This window comes from Paraburkholderia phenoliruptrix (assembly GCF_902859825.1).
Classification (GTDB): domain Bacteria; phylum Pseudomonadota; class Gammaproteobacteria; order Burkholderiales; family Burkholderiaceae; genus Paraburkholderia; species Paraburkholderia phenoliruptrix.
In genome coordinates, this window is record NZ_CADIKB010000004.1 from 94101 (window position 1) to 115200 (window position 21100).

Sequence of the window (21100 nt, forward strand, 5' to 3'; positions counted from 1 at the left end):
TGCACGAAAAAAAGGCACGCGACTTGCGTGCAATTGCTCTTGCACATGTCCGTATGCAACGAAACAACTGAACCAGGTGGAGCGCCAATGAGCAGACTGATCGTGGTATCGAATCGTGTTGCGCCGACCCAGGAAGGCCGGCCCGCAGCGGGTGGCCTGGCGATCGGCGTGCTGGACGCGTTGAAGGAAACCGGCGGGGTATGGTTCGGCTGGAGCGGCGAGACGGTGAGCGAACCGTCCGCGCCCGTGATCGAGAAGCAGGGCAACGTCACCTATGCGACCGTCGGGCTGACCAAACGCGACTACGACCAGTACTACCGCGGTTTTTCGAACGCGACGCTGTGGCCCACATTCCACTATCGCAACGACCTCTCGCGCTACGACCGTCAGGAATATGCGGGCTATCAGCGCGTCAATGCGACGCTCGCCAAGCAGCTGAAGGAGCTGCTCAAGCCCGGCGACATCATCTGGGTGCACGACTATCACCTACTGCCGTTCGCGCGCTGCCTGCGCGATCTGGGCGTGAAGAATCCGATTGGCTTCTTCCTGCACATTCCGTTTCCGGTTCCCGAAGTGCTGCGCACCATTCCGCCGCACGACGAGCTTGTGAAGGCGATGTGCAGCTACGACGTAATCGGTTTTCAGACGGAAGCCGATCGCCAGTCGTTCGTCGATTTCATCGAGCGCGGCCATCATGGCACCTCGAGCGAAGACGGCATGGTGCACGCGTACAACCGCTTCCTGAAGGTGGCCGCGTATCCGATCGGCATCTATCCGGATGCGATCGCCAAAGCCGCCGAGCAGTTCACCGACCGCAAGCCGGTACGCAGCCTGCGCGACGGCATGCGCGGCCGCAAGCTGATCATGAGCGTGGATCGTCTCGACTATTCGAAGGGGCTCGTCGAGCGCTTCCAGGCGTTCGAGCGTCTGCTGCTGAATGCGCCCGGCTGGCACGGACGCGTGTCGCTCGTGCAGATCGCGCCGCCGACGCGCTCCGACGTGCAGACCTATCAGCGGATTCGCCAGACGCTCGAAGGCGAGGCCGGGCGCATCAACGGCCGCTTCGCGCAGCTCGACTGGACGCCGATCCAATACCTGAACCGCAAATATGAGCGCAATCTGCTGATGGCGCTGTTCCGTCAATCGCAGGTCGGCTATGTGACGCCGCTGCGCGACGGCATGAATCTGGTCGCAAAGGAATATGTCGCGTCGCAGGATCCCGCCGATCCGGGCGTGCTCGTGCTCTCGCAGTTCGCCGGCGCGGCCGAGCAGTTGCCGGGCGCGCTGGTCGTCAATCCGTTCGATCTCTCGCAGATGGCCGAGGCGCTCGAGCGCGCGCTCTCGATGCCGCTCGCCGAGCGCCAGGCGCGGCACGCCGACATGATGGCGCCGATGCGCGAGAACAACCTGTCCGTGTGGCGCGATACCTTCCTCGGCGACTTGCGCAACGTGGCAACGGCGTCCTCGGTGACGGCCAAAGCGGTAAAGCTCGCTGACGTGACGGCATCGTCGTAAGCGGTTCGGCGGTTGCGCGGCGCTTGCTCAGCCGCGTGAGCGGGTCACGTCGCAGCGGGCAAGAAGACTGGCGGTAACGGCAGAAAGGGCGTGCATCGCAGGATGCGCGCCCTTTGCTTATCCGCTTCGCGAGCCTGACGCCGGGCGCGGCTCGACGCGTTGCACGACGCGCATCGTGCTGACCACTGCGGCCACCGCGGAGAATCCGGCGGCGACGTAGAGGGCAATCACAGGCCCATTCTGCGGCGTAACGCCGAAAATCAGCGCGACGAGCGCCGCGCCGAGCGTCTGACCGGTCAGGCGCGCGGTGCCCAGCATGCCGCTCGCGCCGCCGCTGCGCTCCCGCGGGGCGGACGACAGCATCGTGCGGTTGTTCGGCGACTGGAAGATGCCGAAGCCCGCGCCGCACAGCGCCATGCGCCACGCGATCTGCCATGCGTCGGGATGCGCGCCGAGCGTGGCGAGCAGGAGCAGGCCGACGGTCATCGCGGCGAGCCCCACGCCGCCGAGCCAGCCGGACGAGACCTTGTCCGACAGCACGCCCGCAATCGGCGCGGCGATGATGATGATGGCGGGCCACGGCGTCATCAGGAGGCCCGTGTCGACCTGGGAGAAACCGAGCGCGTCCTGCAGCAGGAAGGGCAGCGACACGAACGCGAGCATCTGCGCGCAGAACGAACACACGGAGGTGCCGATCGACAGCGCGAAGATCGGAATCCTCAGCAAATCGATCGGCAAGAGCGGGGCTGGGCGGCTCAACTGACGGCGCACGAAGAAGTAGCCGATCACCACGGCGCCGATCATTTCGGCGGCGACGTAGCCGAGCCGTTCGCCGTGGCCGAGGCCGTCGACGGCGAAAATCAGCAGGCCGAAGACCAGCGCGTTCATGAGCGCGCTCAGCACGTCGTAGGGCGACTCGTGGCCGCGGTTCATCGGCAGCGCTTTGAAGCCGCCGGCAATTGCCGCGATACCGATCGGCACATTGATCGCAAAGAGCCACGGCCACGGCGCCACGGCGAGCACGCCGGAGGCCACCGTCGGGCCGACCGCCGAGGAGACCGCGACCACCATCGCGTTGATGGCGACGCCGCGGCCGAGCTGCGTCGGCGGATAGATCATGCGCACGAGCGCGGTGTTCACGCTCATGACGCCAGCGGCGCCGAAGCCCTGCACGACGCGCGCAATGGCGAGCGTAGCCAGCGAAGTGGATAGCGCGCAGCCGAAAGAGGCCAGCGTGAACAGGATCAGCCCGGCGAGATAGATGCGACGGTAGCCGATGCGGTCGCCGAGCGAGGCGAGCGGCAGCAGCGAAATGGTGATGGCGAGCTGGTAGGCGTTGACGATCCAGATGGAGCCGGCCGCGCTCGCCCGCAAATTTCGCGCGATGGTGGGCAGCGCGACGTTGGCAATCGCGCTGTCGAGCACTGCCAGCGTCAGCGCAAGCGCGATGACGAGCATCGCCCAATAGCGTTGCGGCGTCGGCAGGCCGTGTTCCGTATTGGGTGCCCGCGCGCTGTCCGGGGCAAGCGTGTCCGCTGCGTCGGGCAGGGCTGTCCCGTCGTTGCGGGATGGTTGTGCGTGCATCGATCAGTCGAATCGCCTTGAGCGGTCCGCCGCGTGGCGGCGAGCCGCGGGTCATGCATGCCGTCGCAAGCGGCTTGCGCGCGGCTCGTAGCGCGCGCCAGTGCCGCGCCGCTTATCGGGTCGACCCGACAAGCGGCAAGCGCGTCGTTATTTGAGCTCGTACAGGCCGGTGTGCGTAGTCGAGTCGATTTCGTTCATGTGCGTCATGAAACGCGCGACCGCGTTGGTGGTTTCGGCAGTGATCGGCAGATGCGGCACCTTCAGCGCATGCAGCCGGAAAATATAGCGGTGCGTTCTGTCGCCGCGCGGCGGCGCCGCGCCGCCGAAGCCCACCGTGCCGTAATCGTTGCGCACCTGCAATGCGCCTTGCGGCAGCAGCGAGCCGTCGGCCTTGCCCGCGTTGCGCGGCAACGAGCGCGCGTCGGCGGGAATGTTCACGATCACCCAGTGCCAGAAGCCGCTGCCGGTCGGCGCGTCGGGATCGTGCACGGTCAGCGCGAAGCTTTGCGTGTCGGCCGGCGCGCCTTCCCACTGCAGCGCGGGCGAGATGTTCTCGCCGTCGACGCCGAACGCCTTGTCGTCGTATTCGTGCGCTTTCGGCATAAAGCCGTTGTTGGGGAAATCGTCGGACCAGAGACGAAAATCAGCCATTGTGTGCCTCCCTTCTTGGCGGGTTTTGACGGCCGAAGCGAACGGTACGGCGCGCCGCATTCGCGATGCCCGGCGCGTGAGCGCCGCTTCGGGTTAGCCAATCGAGTGTATCACCGAGGGCTTCCGGTTCGCTCGCACAACGCCCCGGGTTTGGAGCGGCTCTAGCCGCGTTCCTCGAAGCTCGGCGCGTCGCTCTTCAGCCATTGCTCGAGCCGCGTGAGCACGCCCCCGATATCGCGATTGGCGCCACGCAAAGCGCATTCCCATATGACGCCGACGCGCCAGCCGCCGGCGAGCAGCGCGGCGTGGACCTCGTCGTCGTTCGCGCGATTGCGGCCGATCTTGTCGCGCCAGAAGTCCGGGCGGGTCTGCGGCCATTTGAAAAGATGACAGTCGTGGCCATGCCAGAAGCAGCCGTGCACCAGCACGACCGCACGGTAGCGGGGCAGCACGATGTCCGGGCGTCCGGGCAGATCGCGCGCGTCGAGCCGAAAGCGAAAACCCCGCCGATGCAGCAGGCTGCGGATCAGCACTTCCGGCTTCGTATTGCGGCCGCGAATGCCGGACATCATGCGGCTGCGCGTCGCGCTGTCGACGATATCGACCATGGCTAGCTACGCGAGTGTGCGCAACGGCAGCGCTCTGGCGTGGAGGGAAGGCACTTCGGTGGACTCATGCGGCTCCTCGTTAGGCAGCGATTGCCTGGTCGGGAGCACGATGCGCGCCACGTGGGGCGTGCTCGGTATTCAATGAAAACCGCGCGCAGGCAAGCCGGCTCTAACCGGCAGTTGCCAGTTTACGCAAAATCGCGTGGCTTGCGGGAGTCGGCTGCGGATTGCAGGTGTATTGCGCGCGGCGTCGGAGGAGCGCTGACGCGGGCTCAAGACCGGCGTACCAGCATGCACAGACTTTGAAGCCTGCGCAACTCCGCGTCATAGCCTTCGAGCGTATGGCCGAGCTGCTGTCTGCGTGCGCTGCGCCGTTGCTCGAATCTCTGCTTCTCGTCGTTTGTCGGGACCCAGTAGATGCCCGTACGGGCTTCTTGCACGTGACGAACGGTGCCGGCGTCGACAAGCTGGCTCAGTGAGGCCTTGATTTGTCGCGTGCTGCTGTTCAGTTGACTTGCGAGGGCAACGCAGGTGTAGCGGACGCCGGGCGTCATGATTGCATCGAGGTTCGATGCAGTGAGCCTTTTGCGCTTTGCCGCCTCCCGGTTCTTTGCGTCGTTGTCCTTTTCTTTTTTACTTTCCTTTGCTGGATCGTTCTCCATTAGTTGGCTATCCGAATCAAGAAGTTCGCTCTCGTCGGTGCTTGCCTTGATGCCGCGCGATAACGCTCGTGCAGTGCTGTCCCGTCTCATGCTCGACGCCTCTTCTCTACCTGTTTTACCAGTGCTGGATCGTCTTCACATCGCGCGCTGGAATCGGCATCTCCGAGCGCGCCGATCAAGCCGCTTACTGCGTTTCGGCGGAGGGAACGCCGTCGCGCGCGGCGGCGACCGCGGCGTCGCGCTCCTTCGCTGCCGCAGCTTTCTGCCGCGAATACACGCGCTTGGCGGCGGCTACCTTTGCGTCATACGTGCGGTTAGCCGCGGAAATGCGCTGATGCATCTGGACGATCTGATCGTTCGTGCCCGCCGGCGTCTTATCGACTTCCGTCTGTGCCCAGCATGCGGATGCGGCGCTGAACATGCAGAACAACAAAGTGGAAACGATCTTTTTCATGGACACTCCTGCTCGAAAAAAAAGCGGCCGCGTTAAGCGGCCGCGAAAGTCCACCACTCAGACCTTGGAAAGTGGCGGCTCGGGGTTCGTTACTCGCTGCAACGTGTTGGAAAGTTAATGCAAGCAACTCTGGGCGGGAAGAACAGGAATGGCGTACGCGTAAAGAAAAACCGAACACGGCTCGTTGAAGACGACGTGAACAGACGGCGCCTTCGACATGGATGGAATGCGCAAGTTGCCGTGCGGGTTCCGGCGCTGTTCGCAGGCAATTAACGTGTTCACGGATGCGCGTCTTCCCAGGCTACAGGTGCGCGCGATACGTTTGCGACTGACAGTTGACAGGCGACTGATTGCTCGACGCGCTGATGTTGTCACGACCGCTGTCCGTCACACCTACTCATCACAAACAGGGAGCAAGATATGCGTGCACTTACAGTGCGATCGTCGAGTATGCTGAACCTAGCGTTTGCCGCGGCCATCGTGGTGGTCCATCCGTCGGCGAGTCGCGCGCAGCAGCCGCCGCAGGTTCAACACGCGAGCGCCGGCGCGCCGGCCAGTGCCCCGGGCGCGGAGGCGATTGCCCGGCTCACCAGCCGCATCGTCAACGTCGACACAGCGACGAGCCGTATCACCGTGCAAGGATCGCGCGGAGAGACTGTGATCATCGCGGTCGACCCCGAGGTCGCCGATGTGAGGCTCCTCAAGGTGGGCGACGAAGTTCACGTCGAATATCAAGGCGCACTGTTGTTGTCGGCGGAAAAAGTCGAGGCGAAGGGCGTGCGCTCGCGGGTCGAACAAGAGTCGGCCACGCCCATGTCGCATGGTATGTCCGTCAAGCTTCGCAACGTCGACGTGGTCGCGACGGTGCAAAGCCTCGATCGCAAGCGTCGCCAGGTGGTATTGCGCGGGCCGACCCGCAGCGTTCTGCTGCAAATCGCTCCGGATGTACCGCTCGACAAGATTGCCGTGGGCGACAGCGTGCATGCGAAATATCGCGCCGAAACAGCGGTTCTCATTACGCGCGACGGCAAACCGATTCGCTGAATGTAGCGATAAGCCGGCGGAGAGGGCATAGCCGCCGGTCTCGCGGCTGCGCGAGTCAGAACAATAACTCGGTGGATTGCAGAACCCGCCTCGCCTCCACGCTTCCTGTCTTATCGCTATTGCGGATGGTTTCCAGAAGTATATCGATCAGGCAGTTCGCCGCCGCGCTGTGAGGATGCGCATTGCGCGACACGATGCCGATGGAAGTGTCTTCCAGCTCTTCTCTCAGCGGAAATGCGCAGAACTTGAAGCGCGAGACACAGAGTTCTGCCAGCGGCCACGGGAAAATGCTGACTGCATCGGTTCTTTGCAGTACCGACGCCGCTACCGTTAATGAATGGGTGAAGTGAATGTTGCGGGGTTCCGGCAAGCCGTTGCGATAGAACATTTTCTTTGAGAGGCGGCACTCCATGTCAGAGTCGAGACACACCAGCCAGTCCGCATCCAGCAGATCGGCAAGCGAGCGGGACTGCGCGAGTGGATGGCCCTTCCGCGCAACGACGGTGACTCCACAGGAGAACAGCGGGCGGAAGTTGAATTCCGTATTGACCGTGTCCGGTGCCTGCTGGCCGACGAATACCTCGACACTGCCATCGCGCAGGCGCGGGTACGCAATAGACATGAGGCCTTCGAACATCTCCAGTTGCACATTCGGCATGCGCTTGCGGAACTGGATAAAGATCTCCGGCAGAAAACATAAGGCAATCCAGGGCGTGATCGCGACGGAGAGCTTGCCGCACGGTTCACCACGCATCTCATTCAACGCGCCATGAGCACGCTCGACTTGCGACACGATAAGCCTTGCATGAGTGAGAAGCGTATTGCCGCATTCGGTCAGCGTCGCCCCCGACGACGCGCGCTGCAACAAGGGCGCGTTCACATAGTCTTCGAGATCTTTCAGCGCCTGGGTGATCGCGGAGGGCGACAGTCCCAGAGCGCGGGCTGCGCCGCGAACGCTGCCGGCGTCTGCAATGGCGACGAGCGCGCGAAGTTGATGATTCTTCATCGTGTCCTCACCGTTTAAAAATATGCGTTGCTGCCCGATGAAGCCGCTCGACGATGCAATGGATCTTCTTCGACAATTTGGGCCTGATTATCTGTCGGCTTCAGGAGGTGTTTAGCGTTCGCGTGCATGTCAAGCAACGCGGTGCAATTATGAGCGTGGCCAAGGGGCAGTGCCATGCTCTCAGAAATAATGCTGAATTAACGTAATGTTATTGTTTGACGGGACGGGTCCGCATGGCGATGTCGATCGCCGCGTCCAGTACGACAGGCTTTCTGCTTTGTACACGCCAGAAGGCGACAAGCCGCCGGGGGGGAATATCCGCGAGAATTATGCGCTTTAAATTGCAGCTTGCTATTAGATCTTCCGGCACATGTTCCGGCAACAGGGCAATAGATCGGCTAATGGATGCCATACGCAATGAGAGCTCCAGCGAGTCGCATTCAATCGACGGCCGTATCGGGCAGCCCAGCACGCGCTCCACGTAGCGTCGCACTCCGAAATGACGGGGCGGCAAGATAAGCTTCAACTCCGAGAGCCGCGACAGGGCCTCGCGGCTGAGATCGGTTTTGGTGCAGTGGTAGAGCGCGAGGCGTTCCTCGTGAAGCGCTACGCTTTGAAGGTCGGTGGTGCTCAGGTCCGTCGAATACGTGAGCCCCAGATCGGCCATGCCTCGTAAAACCATTTCCACCACGTGGCTGGAGCTGTCGCATTGCAGCGAAAGGCGCGTTTGCGGGTAGATTCGCAGCAGTTCCTTGCTGAAACTGGGTATGAAGTGCCCGATTAACGTCTGCACCGTGGCGATGCGTAGCGACAGTCCCCAGCCCGGCCCGTGCGCGGCGGCGTGCGAGATGGACTCGTCGAGTGCATCGAGGAGCGGTTCGACTGTGCGAAACAGCGCTTCGCCGTCCGACGTGAGTTGCATGCCGCGCCCATGACGCCTGAAGAGTGCGTGACCGAGTTTCAGCTCAAGCGACTGAATATGCCGGCTCAAGGCTGGCTGCGTGATGCCGACAGCGTCGGCGGCTGCGCGCAGCGAATGGCATTTCGCCACGGCGACAAACATACGCAGTTGCGTGTCATGGCTTGCGCTGATCGTCATCGGCTGCGCTGAGAAGAGCGTCTGGTGTTCAATGCAGAATCCTCGCGAGAAACTCTCTCGCGCGATCCGTGCTCGGTGCGCCGAAGAACTCTTCCTTCGGGGCGTTTTCTACAATACGTCCGCGATCCATGAAAACGACGCGGTGGGCGACCTTTCTGGCGAAGCCCATTTCGTGCGTGACGCACATCATGGTCATGCCCTCCTGTGCGAGCTCGATCATCACGTCGAGTACCTCGTTGATCATTTCCGGATCGAGTGCGGAAGTCGGCTCGTCAAAGAGCATGGCAATCGGATCCATCGACAGTGCTCGCGCTATGGCCACGCGCTGTTGCTGACCGCCGGAGAGCTGGCCCGGATATTTGTCCGCGTGCGCTCGTAGACCCACGCGCTCAAGCAGCTTCAGGCCTCTGGCCGCCGCCTCGTCGCGATGGCGGCCTAACACCTTGATCTGCGCAAGCGCAAGATTGTCTACGACGGAAAGATGGGGGAACAGCTCGAAGTGCTGGAATACCATGCCGACCTTCGCGCGCAGCTTCGACAGGTGGGCACTTTTACGGCCGGGCGACATTCCGTCAACCGCGATCTCACCCTGCTGAATAGGCTCAAGACCATTGACCGTCTTGATCAACGTCGATTTACCCGAGCCTGAAGGTCCGCAGATGACGACCACCTCGCCCTTGCTCACGCGCATCGAGCAATTGTCGAGGACCTGGAATTGCCCGTACCATTTCGACACGTCTTTCAATGCAATCATTTTGCAAATCTCATCCGAACGCCGTTGGTGATTGCGATCAGCATGGTCGTGATCGCCCAGTAAGCCACGCCCGCAACGATCAGCATGGGGACGATGTTGCCGTCGCGCTCGCCGATCGCGGTCACTCGCCGGAAGAAGTCGCCCAGCGCGATCACATAGACGAGCGATGTGTCCTGGAAGATGACGATGCACTGCGTGAGCGCGAGCGGCACCATCGCGCGAAATGCCTGCGGCAGAATCACATAGCGCAGCGTCTGCCCGGACGTCATGCCGAGTGCGTGTCCGGCCTGAAGCTGTTCGCGCGGCAGACTTGCAATGCCCGCGCGAATGATTTCGCAAAAGAATGCGGCCTCGAGCAGCGAATAAGCGGTCAGTGCCGAAATGAGTCGCAAGTCGATCGTGGACGGCAGATTGAAAAGCGTCTTCAGCAATTGCGGCACGATCAGAAAGAACCACAACAGCAGCATGACGAGCGGAATCGAACGGAACAGCGAGACATACGCTTGCGTGAAGACCCGCAGAGCGCTGTGAGTGGATAAACTGAATATCGCCAGCACTGTGCCCCAGGCGAGACCGAAAAGGATCGCCACCACGGTAATCTGCAAAGTGATTAGCATGCCTGATAACAGTACGTCCCTCGAATCGATGAGGGATTGCCAGTCCATCTCGAACATATCAGCTCCCGATCATTCCAGGCAGCGCGGTGCGCCGGCGCACCCAGCCCATGCCGCGCAGAATCGCGAAGTTGAGTCCCATATACGCGAGTGTTACGCAGATAAACGACTCATATGGCTGCGCGGTGTAGTCGACAAGTTGCCGCGCCTGACCTGACAGTTCCAGCAGGCCGATGGTGGAAGCCACGGCGGAGTTCTTGGATATGATCAGAAACTCGGAGGTCAGCGGTCCGAGGATCGTGCGAAAGGTGACGGGCAGCAGCACATAGCGATATGCCTGTGTGCGGGTGAGTCCGAGTGCGAAGGCCGCATGGAACTGCCCGACGGGGCGCGCCGATATTCCGGCGCGTACCTGTTCGCAGATTCGCGACCCTGTGTAGACGCCGAGTGAAACCACCGACGCAAGCAGAAACTGCGGATGCGACGGGAGACTCTTGAACCAGTCGCCGGAAGCGGTAGGGAGCAGTTCCGGCACGGCGAAGAACCAGATAAAAAACTGCACGATCAGCGGCACGCCGCGAAAGATTGAAACGTACGCGGCACCCGCGGCATGTGCGGCGCGGTTGGGCAATGTACGCAGAACGCCGAACACGGTGCCCATCGCGAGTGCGAGTGTAAAAGCGAGCAGCGTCAATTCGACCGTGTTGACGAGCCCGGACAGCAGCCAGTCGAGATAGGTCGCGGGCTCGCCGGTAGCAACGGGCTGCAGCAGGACGTCCCAGTGCCATCTGTAATCCATGAGTGCCTCAATCTGCGCGCGTCGGCGCGCGGTGAATGTATGTCGTCATCGTTGTTCGGTGCGGCTCAGGACGTGGGCTTGTCGTCGGGATGGGCGAACAGGGTCTGCATGCGCGGAGACAGCGGTAAGCCCAGGTTGACGCGTTTCGGAGGAATGGGCTGCTGGAACCAGCGCTGATACAGTTTTGCGGCAGCACCGGATTTCTGGGCATCGGCGATTGCTGCGTCCATGACGGCTTTCATCGTTGCGTCGTTCTTGCGCAGCATGCAGCCGTAGGCTTCATAAGTTTGCGGGGTGCCAACAATTTCGTAGTCCTCTGGATTGCGCGCCTTCGCACGTTCGCCGGCGAGCAACGCGTCGTCCATCATCATCGCTTTGGCGCGACCGGTGGAAAGCATGAGAAACGATTCGGTGTGATCTTTCGCGCTGATGACGTCCATGTTCATCGACTTTTCGACATTCATCTTGCGCAGGATTTTCTCGGAAGTCGTTCCCGCGCCGACAACCACCGTTTTGTCCTTCAGATCCGCAAAGTCCTTGATGCCGGATTTCGTGCGGACGAGCAATCGCGTGCCGATCACAAAGAAGGTGTTCGAAAAGGACACCTGTTGCGCGCGTTCCGCGTTGTTTGTGGTACTCGTGCATTCGAAGTCGATCGTGCCGTTCTGCAGCAGCGAGATGCGGTTTTGCGAGGTGATCGGAATGGTGCGTACCTTCAGGTCCGGAAGCTTGACTTCCGTCTTGATGCGCTCGACGATCAGATTGGCGATGTCGATTGAGTAGCCGATAGGCTGCTGGTTCGCATCGTAGTAAGAGAAGGGAACCGATGCGTCGCGATAGCCGATGGTAATCACACGTTCTTTGCTGACCCTGAGCAGTGTGCCTGTCAGTTCAGCTTCCGCCGCTCGCGCAGCATTCGGCGCATGCAACGCGACAAGGCCGAACACGGCGAAGGCGCTGATCGCGCCGCGGCGGCTCGATACGGCACGGGCAGGTTGCTGCTGTTTCATGAGGGTCTCCTGAACATGCTTTGTTGTCGGTTCTCCGACAGGCGCGGCGGCGGACCACGCGTCGATTCCTGCGTGCTGGCGCGGCTTCAGCGTGCGCCGGTAATCTGCGATACGTCGATCACATACATCTGGCGAGCGCCCTCGTGAACCGAGTCGATGCACACGGCGAGGCCGTCGCGGTTCCAGCGGGGGTGCAGATCGCAGCGGTTTTCCTTCTTCAGATCCGGCGGTGCATAGAATTTGCCGATCTCGTAGCGAAGACCTTCGTGCATGTCGTACAGAAAGAGAATACGTGTGTTCGTTTGCGAGTCCGGATAGGTGTCGGATAGCAGCCAGCGCGTGTCGACGGGCGAAAAACTCATATGTCCGTTTTCGGTCAGCAGATCCCGGCCGATAACTTGCACGCGGCCGTTATCGCTGTCTTCATACAGGTGGTAGTGGATGCTGCCCGCGTGTGGGCCCCATACGACGATGTGCGAATCGTCTTGCCACAACGGATGCGAGATCTGGTATTCGGACTTCTCATAGTCGAAGGTGCCGACCGCGGAAGGATCGAAATCATCCGCTAATTGCGGCAGTGGATGATCCGAGCATTCGAGCAGGCGCATGTCCGAGCCATCCGGGTTCATGGTAATGAGGCGGTGCAGGAAACAGGTTTCGTCTGCGGTGCGTTCGGTCCAGCGGTGCAGAAACAGCACGCGCGACGATGCCGGATTGATTTCAATGTGGCTCACCCAGTGAATGGCGCGCTCCATCGACTCAACATGGTGAAAGCGGCGCAAATCGTCGTAGCTGACAATCAATGCGGCTTCGCCTGTTGCGAGATCGAGACGGTGTATGCCGTCGTCCGCCGGTGCGAGTTGGAGCGCAAATGGGCCGCCGTGCTCGCTGTAGCCTATGGTTTCGTGCGTGACGTAAAGGCGCCGGTAATCGACGCACAGAGCGTAGCGGCTATCGGGGGAACACACGTAGACCGGCATGCAGAGCGCAGTTTTCCTGCCGCTGTCGATGTCGAAAACTGTCGCGCCGAAGCCTGGATAGCGCGCGGACAGGTCACCGGTGCGGGTGTTGTAGATCACCTTGCGGCCGGCGTCGCCGTCGAGCCACTGCAACTGGCAGCCCATTTGCCAGTTCCACGCAGTGGTCGTGTCGATCGGATGAAACGATTCGTTTTCCTGAACATCGAAATAGCCCACTGCCGCCGGCAGTTCCGGAACAAGCGGTGCATCCATCATGGCGACTTCGTTGCCGAGCACGTAGCGTCCGGTGCGGTCCCACACGCTCTTGTTGTAGTAGCCGAAGAAATGGTGGCGCTCGCCGGTGCCCAGCCGTCGGATGGGGCACAGACGCCTGACAGATCGCGCATGCAGCGGAAGAGGGGCAATAGTGCGATGCGGCGAAGGGGTCATGAGCGGGCTGAGTCTGGTGCAGGTAGCAAAACGCCGTCGGGCTGTGCCGGGGCGAACAATGGCTGAAGAATATCGACACATTGCAACGTCGGATAATTCATTTTTGCTGTATGACTATTCATTTTTGGTATAGTCGCGCCCGACAAGTCGATCGGATTTGCCCTACATGACACGGCCACTAAACTTCCAGCAAATACAGGCATTTCGCGCCGTCATGCAGATGGGTACGACGACCGCGGCTGCCGCCGCGCTCAATACCACCCAGCCCTCCATCAGCCGGCGTCTTGCCGAACTGCAGAGTTCCTCCGGGCTGAAGCTGTTCGAGATGCACAATGGGCGGCTGCGGCCGACGAGCGAAGGGCAACTGCTGTACAAGACGGTGCAGAAGCATTTCAACGGTCTGGAAAGCATCGAATCCGTCGTGTCGATTCTGCGCAATTCAGGTACGGGCGCATTGCACATCGGCTGTACGCCCACGCTTGGCACCGGCCTGTTGCCGCAGGTCATTCGCGAGTTCCGTGGGCGCTTCCCGCAGGCGTATCTGAATGTGCAGACGGCCGCGACGCCCCAGTTGACCGACCTGCTGCGGCAAGACCTCTTCGATCTGATATTGACGACCGGCAAGCTCGACGAACTCGACTTCGAGACCGAGATCATCAAGACCGTGCCGGCGGTTTGCGTGCTGCCGCTCGGCCATCGCCTGGAAGCGCTGCGCACCGTGCAGGCGGAGGCGCTGCGGGGCGAGCGTCTGCTTTCGCTCGGCGAAATGGACGACCTCACCATTGCGATCAAGGCCGTGCTCGAAGCACATGACATGCCGACCGACTTCGCGATCCAGACCACTTCGTCGATCACCATCTGCGCGCTCGTCAGCGCGGGCAACGGCGTAGGCATCGTCAATCCTTATGTCGCCGGCACCTTTGCCGGCCAGTTGCTGGTCAAACCGTTCGAGCCGGCGATCGACGTGCCTGTGCGCATGGCGATGCCTGCGCACACAGCACCGTCCCTGCTGACACGGCATTTCATCAAGGTTCTCCGCTCCCATCTGGACGCACTCGGCCGGACTGCGCCCGACGTCTCCACACACCGATAAAACTTTTTCGTTTTTTGTTTTATTGGACCTATGCTGGTATCGACCACTGTCTTTCAGGGCAGCGGTTGAAGCGTCTCGTGCCGAGCGCGGCCTCGATTGATGCCGCGTTCAGTGCAGAGCAATTACCATTCGAATAACAGGAGTACTGTAATGAGCAATCAGCCTACGATCTTGCTGGTACATGGTTTTTGGGGCGGCGCCGCCCATTGGAGCAAGGTCATCGTTGAGCTCGCGCGGAGAGGTCACGAGTCGATTCGTGCCGTTGAATTGCCGTTGACGTCGCTCGCGGATGACGTCGAGCGAACCCGCAAGATGATCGCGCAGTGTGCCGGACCGGTTCTATTGGTCGGGCATTCGTATGGAGGAGCGGTTATCACCGAGGCGGGCAACCATGCGAATGTGGCCGGGCTCGTGTACATCGCGGCGTTTGCGCCGGACAAGGGTGAGAGTCCCGGCGCCATCACCCAGCAGCGTCTTCCGGACGCCGCGGCGAATCTCGAGCCCGACAGCGACGGCTACCTGTGGATCAAACCGGCGAAATATCACCAGAGTTTCTGCCAGGATCTGGCGGCAGACGAGGCGCTTGTCATGGCCGTGACGCAGAAGGCGCCGCTTGCCGGAACGTTCGGAGACCCAATTACTTCTGCGGCATGGGCCACGAAGCCTTCCTGGTATCAGATTTCCAGTGAAGACAGAATGATTCATCCGGAGAATCAGAAGATGATGTCCGCGCGGCTCAACGCGAGGAAGATCGTGACGCTCGGCGCAAGTCACGCGTCGCTCGCTTCGCGGCCGGTGGAAGTGGCAGCGCTGATTCACGAGGCTGCGATCGACTCGGCAGGCTAGGTCTTGCCGGCACGCGGTTCGGTCATGTGCTGAGGTCTGATCGAACCGCGCTGCACGAACGGCTATGCGCGCAGGCGCGCCGCTGCTCGCGCAGACTGAACGTCTCGCGCGAGCAGCGCCCCGATATGCGGCGTCATGATGCGCGCGACTTCCTGCATGACCGGCACCACCACGCTGTTGCCGAACTGGCGATACGCCTGCGTATCGCTCACGGGAATCACGAAGTCGTCGGGAAAGCCCATCAGACGCGCGCATTCACGCGGCGTCAGGCGGCGCGGCCGTTCGCCTTTACCTTGCGCGAGCAGAATCTCGGAGCCGTCCTTGTGATAGCGCGCCGACAGCGTGCGCGTGACGCTGGCAGGCGTGACCAGACCGAAGCCGAATCCATTGCCGGCCGCGCGATGTTTCTCCGCATAAGCCTGCAGGTAGGCCCACAGGTTCGGCGTTAGCGTGTATTTCGGCTGCACCTTGCGGCGAACGTGGTCGAAGAAACGCTCGCCGTCGTGCGGCAGCAGCGGCTCGCTGCCGTCGGTTTTGTGGAGGATCGACGCGAGGCGCGGCCCGTTCGCAGGCAAGCGCAGGTCGTCGAAAGAAAATCCTGTCTCCTCGCGGAAGCCGACAATCACAATCCGCTCGCGGTGCTGCGGCGTGAAATGCTGGCCGTCGATGACCTTATAGTGAACGTCGTATTTCAATTCGTCGCACAGTACTTCGAGAATGGTCCGCAGTGTATTGCCTTTGTCGTGCGATACGAGGTTCTTCACATTCTCGAGCAGAAACGCCGCGGGCCGTTTTGCATCGATGATGCGCGCGACGTCGTAAAAGAGCGTGCCTTGCGTCATGCATGCGAAACCGTGCGGGCGGCCAAGCGAATTTTTCTTGCTCACGCCCGCAATGCTGAAAGGCTGACACGGAAAACCGGCGAGCAGCACATCGTGCGCGGGGACGTCGTTCTCCGCGAAGGAAACGATGTCGCCGACGAACTGGTGTGTGCCGTCCCCATCGCGATGATTCTGCTGGTAGGTTTTCTTCGAAAACTCGTTCCATTCGCTCGTGAACACGCACCGGCCGCCATGCGCTTCAAAGCCGCGCCGAATGCCGCCGATGCCCGCGAACAGGTCGATGAAACGAAAATCGGGCTCGCTTGCGGCGAGCCTCGTGCGCGGCCCGGCCTGCAGCATTTCGCGCAAAGCCGCTTCCGCAATGCGGGGACAACGCTGATCGGTTTTCCAGCGGCGAATGGTGCGAACGTTTTTTCCGCAGCGCGCCGCGATTTCCGTCTGGCTATACACCTGCAACGCTTGTGTGAGCAGGTCCTGCCGTGTGGCCAGAGTCATGTCGCGGGTCATATTGCTGTTTCGCTGGGAATTTTGGCGGACATTTTGACCGTTCGATAACCGCCTGTCCAGGAATTTTGGGGCGCAATGCGGCCCACTTGCAGGCTCAGCCGCGAAATGCGCTTGTCACAGTTGGATGTGTACGCTTGCGCCGTGACGCGAAGTCCCTGCGTTGCGACGTGTTGGGGCCGCGGCGTGGTTCGCGGCCGTTTTTTAGGCACAAAGGTCCGCGAAGAGCGCGTTTCGGGCTCGCGCGGCGCGGTCCTCGGCAAAGCCCGTAGCGGTGTGTCAGGCCGGGTGGCCGGCGCCGGTTTCGTGCGTGGGCGGAAAGAGCGCGGCTGTGGCGGGCGCCAGTTCGTCCCACGGGACGGGCGGTTCGGCTTCGAACTGGTCGAGCTGCAGGAGAAGACTGTCGACCGCGCACAGCTGCGGGTGCGTCAGATTGCCCATGTCGAGCAGCCTATTGAGGCGCTCGCGCCAGTAGGACGGCGGCAGGATGGGGCCGGCAAGGTCGCCTTGCAGGGACAGCCGCATGGCACGCGCGATGTGCGTGATGTCGCCGTCGATCAAAGCCGCTTTCGATGATGCGGACTGGGTGATGGGTGTGCGGTCCATGGCTCCTCCATGGCCGCTATAACGGCGGGCTGGAGGGGAACTTTAGGGTTCCGGTGAAAGATTTTTCTGGCCGTTTTTCATCTGATGAGATGTCGGGCATGCGCGTTGCTCGAAGCGGGCACTGGCGCAATCTCGCGTCGGCATTCCTTTTTAAAGCGGAGTCGAAGATGAACAAGGACCAGGTAAAAGGCGTGGGTGAACAGGTGAAGGGGAAGATCAACGAAGCCGTGGGCAAAGCCACCGACAACCCCGGCAAGGAACTGAAGGGCGATCTCCAGCAGGGCGCGGGCAAGGTGCAGAAGAGCTACGGCGACGCGAAGGAAGACGCCAAGGACGAGGCGAAACGCAATAACCCGTAATGCGTGTGATGGGTCTTCACGGAAAGGCGCCTCGTGCGCCTTTTCCTTTTTGCGGCCTTTGTCCACTGCATGCGCGGCCTGGGAGTAACCCGGCTTTGGCGCGTCGAATGTGTCGCGCGCACCGCGGCGCCTTTAGACTCAATACACCCTACATGGAGACCGCGCCAATGACACCGGAAAAAGTGCTTTCGATGTTTGAACGACAGTATCTGGAGGGCAGAGCGCCCGTCGACATCGAGGAAACCTGCGCGAATTTTGCGGCGTGGCTCGCCTCGGCGTGGGAGCAGCTGGAGGCCGGGCAGCGCACGCAGCTCGTGACCGTGGGCGCCGCGTTGTGGCGCGAGGGGTATAACGTGCGGGCGGGCGGCGCGACGAAGGATTTGTGGTGAACCTCGCCTGAGGCGCGGACCTGCCGGCTCGCGCACGCGTTGCGCCGAGTCGGTTTATATTGAGCGGTCCGCATCGGGACGAGCCGCGCCGGCGAGCCGGCTGCGCTCGTTGTCCCGATGTTTTTTCGTCTGCCATTCCGCACAGGGCTACCTCATCACATGACAGATCTGTCCGCCTTTCCGATTACGAAAAAATGGCCTGCCGAGCATCCCGAGCGCCTTCAGCTTTACTCGCTGCCCACGCCGAACGGCGTGAAAGTGTCGATCATGCTCGAAGAAACCGGCTTGCCTTACGAGCCGCATCTGGTGCGTTTCGACACCAACGACCAGATGACGCCGGAGTTCATGTCGCTGAATCCGAACAACAAGATTCCGGCGATCATCGATCCGAACGGCCCTGACGGCAAGCCTTTGCCGCTCTTCGAATCCGGCGCGATCCTGATCTATCTCGCGGACAAGACCGGGCAGCTGATTCCGCAGGACGCCGCCGGCCGCTACGAGGCCATCCAATGGGTGATGTTCCAGATGGGCGGCATCGGCCCGATGTTCGGCCAGGTCGGCTTTTTCCACAAATTCGCGGGCAAGGAGTATGAAGACAAGCGCCCGCGCGATCGCTATGTGGCCGAATCGAGGCGTTTGCTCGGTGTGCTCGAACAGCGTCTGGAAGGACGCGAGTGGATTCTCGGCGATCAGTACTCGATTGCCGATATCGCGACGTTTCCGTGGGTGCGCAATCTGATCGGTTTCTATGAAGCGGGCGAACTGGTGCGCATCGAGGACTTTCCGAACGTGAGGCGCGTGCTGGCGGCGTTCGCCGCGCGGCCGGCGGTGATCCGCGGCCTGGATAGTCCGAAGCGGGGATAGTCGCGAGCGGGCGCGACGGCGCCGCGGCATGCCGGGCCCGCCGTCCGTGCTACGATTTTCCGCGACGAAGCGCCCGCCGGTCGGCCGGCGCACGCGACGAGAAGTGAGTTTTTACGATGCCCATCAACTATTTGCGCGGCTTCACCGCCCCCGAACGGACGGACGCGACCAATCGGCGTCTCGGCCGGTCTTTGGCATTCGTGGCGGGTGCGGCCAACGCGGGCGGTTTTCTCGCCGTCGGCCAGTACACGTCGCACATGTCCGGCATCGTGTCGTCGCTCGCGGACAATGCGGTGCTCGGCGACGTGAGCCTCTTCTTTGCGGGGCTGAGTTCGCTGCTTTCATTCGTGATGGGCGCGGCGGCATCGGCGATTCTGATCAACTGGGGCCGTCGACGGGAGCTGCGCAGCGTCTACGCCACGCCGCTTGCCATCGAAGCGGTGCTCCTGCTTTGTTTCGGATTGGTCGGGGCGAATCTCGAGCAGCATCGCGTGCTCTTTGTGCCGGTGACGGTCTGTATTCTTTGCTTCGTCATGGGCCTGCAGAACGCGATGATTACGAAGCTCTCGCGCGCGGAAATTCGCACCACGCATGTAACCGGCCTCGTCACGGATGTGGGCATCGAACTCGGCAAAATGGTCTATTGGAACGCACGGCCGGCTGCAGGTCAGGAACTGGTGCAGGCGGACCGGGAGAAACTGGTTCTGCTGGGATCGCTGCTGCTTTCGTTTGTCGCGGGCGGCCTCGCGGGCGCCGTCGGATTCAAGCATCTGGGCTTTGTGTCGACGGTGCCGCTCGCAATTGTCCTGCTGACGCTGGCGGCTGTGCCGCTGGTGGACGATATGCGGGGGGAGCGGGGGTAGGGCGGTAGCTGCCGGAGCGTGCGCCGCAACGACGAGATTGCGTCGGCGCGGTGGAAGTGGGGTGGTCCCCCTGGCAGGAATCGAACCTGCATCTAGCGCTTAGGAGGCACTTGTTCTATCCATTGAACTACAGGGAGCGGATAGCGATAAACGGGGCGGACCGGACCCCTGATCTCGAACCGCCGCGCTCGACTCTCGCGGCAGCCGCTCGCGCATTCGGCGACGCGAGCGAGGGCCAGAGTATAGCAAAAACGTGGGAAACGGCGCCACGCTCCCGCATGGCCCAGCTTGCGCCGAGAACGCCTCAAAACCGCGTCGAATAAGCAACACCTACGGTCTGCCCCCGCGCCGAGCGGCTATACATGATCGCCCAGTTGCCGAGCAGCGCGCCCGTGAGCGCGCCGGCGACGTCCGCGGCCAGGTCCTTGTAGGAAAAGCCGCTGCTGCGACAGGTGCCGTCGATCCCTTCCTTGATGAGCCCGGGAATCGTCCCGATCAGCGTCCCGTAAATCACGGGATGCGCCGTGTCCCGCGTCAGATACGCGCCAAGCGCGCCGAACGGCGCCGACACCGCGAAGTGCTCGAGCTTGTCGGTATGAAGCCAGCCGTCCGATGTCTGCAGGCGGTACCCGCCGCGCCCACCGCCGCAGTCAATGTCAGCGTGTGCCGCTGCGCTTGCTGCCAGCATCAGCGCAACACAGATGCCGTGTCTCCATGTCGTCCACATGTTGTTTTCCCCCTTGGTTTATGTTTTTTATGGAGACGCTTGCGGACCGGTATCCGCGCCAATGCGTCGCCATGGCTCTACGTTTTACGCAGGCGACGTGAGTGCGGATGTGCGCTGAAAGACTAACCTTCCGCCATCTGTGAGGGCTGCGCCACACAGGCGAAGCGCCGGCCGGCGTAGGCCTGTGCGCGGCGCAAGGACGAGCGAGGACGAAAAGGACGGGGGAAGAGAAGACGCGAAAGACAGACGCGCGTCTTTAGGCGAACATCAAAGGACGACGAGAGCGATGCGCAAGGACTCCATTCGACGATTGCGCGCCCAAAAAGCAAGCGGCCCGGCAGGCATGACCTGCTGGGCCGCGCACACTACTCGCGTGATGTCGCTTCGGCTAAACGGTGCGGTGTCCCGAACCGCGCAGCGACAGCACACTCAGAATTCGACCACCGCGAACTCGGCCTTGCCGACGTCGCACAGCGGGCAGCGCCAGTCGTCGGGAATCGCGGCAAAGCGGGTGCCGGGCGCGATGCCTTCGTCGGGCAGGCCTTCCTCTTCGTTGTAGATCCAGCCGCAAATCAGGCAAACCCAGCTCTTGTAGTCAGTCACATCCATTACTTCGCTCACGACGCAGTCTTCTCTCTTCAATGCAATGATCCGCTCGGTCTGCCCCTTTTTGGGGCGCGGCGGCGACCCGCAATATTACCGGAATTTGTCAAATGCATCGGCGATCCGGTTTGATGCTCGTCGAGGCGCGAAGCTCCGGCTGTGTCATGCACTGCGTGTATTCTGCTGACTCACGGC

At 61.8% G+C, this 21100-nt stretch carries 24 protein-coding genes and 1 tRNA gene; 8 read left to right on the plus strand and 17 right to left on the minus strand.

Annotation, left to right across the window (positions count from 1 at the left end; genetic code table 11):
* The first annotated feature begins 87 nt into the window (after positions 1-87).
* A complete protein-coding gene (gene otsA / locus HV711_RS06735) occupies positions 88-1515 on the plus strand; it encodes an alpha,alpha-trehalose-phosphate synthase (UDP-forming) (protein WP_035480512.1) in 1428 nt (475 codons plus the stop codon).
* Positions 1516-1632: 117 nt separating this feature from the next.
* On the opposite strand, the gene HV711_RS06740 is transcribed toward otsA, so the two are convergent.
* The 5 genes from HV711_RS06740 to HV711_RS06760 all read right to left on the minus strand — a co-directional run bounded on the left by HV711_RS06740 (position 1633) and on the right by HV711_RS06760 (position 5474).
* Positions 1633-3099 carry an MFS transporter gene (locus HV711_RS06740; protein WP_082201452.1) on the minus strand — a complete coding sequence of 489 codons (1467 nt, stop codon included), beginning with the start codon at positions 3097-3099 and terminating at the stop codon, positions 1633-1635.
* 147 nt (positions 3100-3246) lie between these two features.
* Positions 3247-3750, minus strand: coding sequence for a YbhB/YbcL family Raf kinase inhibitor-like protein (locus HV711_RS06745; protein WP_013587595.1), 504 nt, complete (start codon positions 3748-3750; stop codon positions 3247-3249).
* A 161-nt stretch (positions 3751-3911) separates the two neighbouring features.
* On the minus strand, positions 3912-4358 hold the full coding sequence (locus HV711_RS06750; RefSeq protein ID WP_035480510.1) for a very short patch repair endonuclease: 447 nt from the start codon (positions 4356-4358) through the stop codon (positions 3912-3914).
* Positions 4359-4630: 272 nt separating this feature from the next.
* Positions 4631-5110, minus strand: a complete 480-nt coding sequence (locus HV711_RS06755) for a hypothetical protein (protein WP_013587597.1) — start codon at positions 5108-5110, stop codon at positions 4631-4633.
* A gap of 94 nt (positions 5111-5204) precedes the next feature.
* Positions 5205-5474, minus strand: coding sequence for a hypothetical protein (locus tag HV711_RS06760; protein WP_013587598.1), 270 nt, complete (start codon positions 5472-5474; stop codon positions 5205-5207).
* A gap of 420 nt (positions 5475-5894) precedes the next feature.
* Here HV711_RS06760 and HV711_RS06765 point away from each other — a divergent pair, with 420 nt between their 5' ends.
* Positions 5895-6518: a hypothetical protein gene (locus HV711_RS06765; protein WP_013587599.1), complete on the plus strand. Its 624-nt coding sequence runs from the start codon at positions 5895-5897 to the stop codon at positions 6516-6518.
* A gap of 55 nt (positions 6519-6573) precedes the next feature.
* Here the strand turns inward: HV711_RS06765 and HV711_RS06770 are convergent, their stop codons facing one another.
* The 7 genes from HV711_RS06770 to HV711_RS06800 form a co-directional block, all read right to left on the minus strand.
* On the minus strand, positions 6574-7524 hold the full coding sequence (locus tag HV711_RS06770) for a LysR family transcriptional regulator (RefSeq protein ID WP_013587600.1): 951 nt from the start codon (positions 7522-7524) through the stop codon (positions 6574-6576).
* A 208-nt stretch (positions 7525-7732) separates the two neighbouring features.
* Positions 7733-8623 (minus strand): LysR family transcriptional regulator, encoded by an 891-nt coding sequence (locus tag HV711_RS06775; protein ID WP_035479902.1) that lies wholly within the window; start codon positions 8621-8623, stop codon positions 7733-7735.
* 28 nt (positions 8624-8651) lie between these two features.
* On the minus strand, positions 8652-9377 hold the full coding sequence (locus tag HV711_RS06780; protein WP_035479900.1) for an amino acid ABC transporter ATP-binding protein: 726 nt from the start codon (positions 9375-9377) through the stop codon (positions 8652-8654).
* Positions 9374-10051 (minus strand): ABC transporter permease subunit, encoded by a 678-nt coding sequence (locus HV711_RS06785; protein ID WP_035479897.1) that lies wholly within the window; start codon positions 10049-10051, stop codon positions 9374-9376. Before HV711_RS06785 ends, HV711_RS06780 begins: the two co-directional genes overlap by 4 nt.
* A gap of 1 nt (position 10052) precedes the next feature.
* A complete protein-coding gene (locus HV711_RS06790) occupies positions 10053-10790 on the minus strand; it encodes an amino acid ABC transporter permease (RefSeq protein ID WP_035479896.1) in 738 nt (245 codons plus the stop codon).
* Positions 10791-10855: 65 nt separating this feature from the next.
* Positions 10856-11800 carry a glutamate/aspartate ABC transporter substrate-binding protein gene (locus HV711_RS06795; protein ID WP_028360478.1) on the minus strand — a complete coding sequence of 315 codons (945 nt, stop codon included), beginning with the start codon at positions 11798-11800 and terminating at the stop codon, positions 10856-10858.
* A gap of 86 nt (positions 11801-11886) precedes the next feature.
* The gene (locus tag HV711_RS06800) at positions 11887-13209 is read right to left on the minus strand and encodes a hypothetical protein (RefSeq protein ID WP_175145030.1); all 1323 of its coding nucleotides are present in this window, start codon (positions 13207-13209) and stop codon (positions 11887-11889) included.
* Between the two features lie 166 nt (positions 13210-13375).
* Here HV711_RS06800 and HV711_RS06805 point away from each other — a divergent pair, with 166 nt between their 5' ends.
* Both HV711_RS06805 and HV711_RS06810 read left to right on the plus strand, forming a co-directional pair.
* Positions 13376-14302, plus strand: a complete 927-nt coding sequence (locus tag HV711_RS06805; RefSeq protein ID WP_035479893.1) for a LysR substrate-binding domain-containing protein — start codon at positions 13376-13378, stop codon at positions 14300-14302.
* A 150-nt stretch (positions 14303-14452) separates the two neighbouring features.
* Positions 14453-15148 carry an alpha/beta hydrolase gene (locus HV711_RS06810; protein WP_013587608.1) on the plus strand — a complete coding sequence of 232 codons (696 nt, stop codon included), beginning with the start codon at positions 14453-14455 and terminating at the stop codon, positions 15146-15148.
* Positions 15149-15210: 62 nt separating this feature from the next.
* Here HV711_RS06810 and dcm read toward each other — a convergent pair whose 3' ends face one another.
* Positions 15211-16485 (minus strand): DNA (cytosine-5-)-methyltransferase, encoded by a 1275-nt coding sequence (dcm, locus tag HV711_RS06815; protein WP_244142666.1) that lies wholly within the window; start codon positions 16483-16485, stop codon positions 15211-15213.
* A 288-nt stretch (positions 16486-16773) separates the two neighbouring features.
* Entirely contained in the window at positions 16774-17100 is a 327-nt protein-coding gene (locus tag HV711_RS06820; protein ID WP_015002073.1) for a hypothetical protein, read from the minus strand.
* 167 nt (positions 17101-17267) lie between these two features.
* Here HV711_RS06820 and HV711_RS06825 point away from each other — a divergent pair, with 167 nt between their 5' ends.
* The 4 genes from HV711_RS06825 (at position 17268) to HV711_RS06840 (ending at position 19575) form a co-directional block, all read left to right on the plus strand.
* The gene (locus HV711_RS06825; protein WP_013587611.1) at positions 17268-17459 is read left to right on the plus strand and encodes a CsbD family protein; all 192 of its coding nucleotides are present in this window, start codon (positions 17268-17270) and stop codon (positions 17457-17459) included.
* A gap of 167 nt (positions 17460-17626) precedes the next feature.
* Positions 17627-17848, plus strand: coding sequence for a hypothetical protein (locus HV711_RS06830; protein ID WP_035479888.1), 222 nt, complete (start codon positions 17627-17629; stop codon positions 17846-17848).
* 159 nt (positions 17849-18007) lie between these two features.
* Complete coding sequence (locus HV711_RS06835) at positions 18008-18712, plus strand: glutathione binding-like protein (protein WP_035479885.1); 705 nt, start codon at positions 18008-18010, stop codon at positions 18710-18712.
* Positions 18713-18828: 116 nt separating this feature from the next.
* Positions 18829-19575 carry a YoaK family protein gene (locus tag HV711_RS06840; RefSeq protein WP_035479883.1) on the plus strand — a complete coding sequence of 249 codons (747 nt, stop codon included), beginning with the start codon at positions 18829-18831 and terminating at the stop codon, positions 19573-19575.
* A 62-nt stretch (positions 19576-19637) separates the two neighbouring features.
* Here the strand turns inward: HV711_RS06840 and HV711_RS06845 are convergent.
* From HV711_RS06845 to HV711_RS06855, 3 genes are all read right to left on the minus strand, one after another.
* Positions 19638-19712, minus strand: a tRNA-Arg gene (locus HV711_RS06845).
* A 167-nt stretch (positions 19713-19879) separates the two neighbouring features.
* Positions 19880-20302: a YfiM family lipoprotein gene (locus HV711_RS06850; protein ID WP_013587619.1), complete on the minus strand. Its 423-nt coding sequence runs from the start codon at positions 20300-20302 to the stop codon at positions 19880-19882.
* Between the two features lie 429 nt (positions 20303-20731).
* The gene (locus HV711_RS06855) at positions 20732-20911 is read right to left on the minus strand and encodes a rubredoxin (protein ID WP_013587620.1); all 180 of its coding nucleotides are present in this window, start codon (positions 20909-20911) and stop codon (positions 20732-20734) included.
* Positions 20912-21100 lie beyond the last annotated feature (189 nt).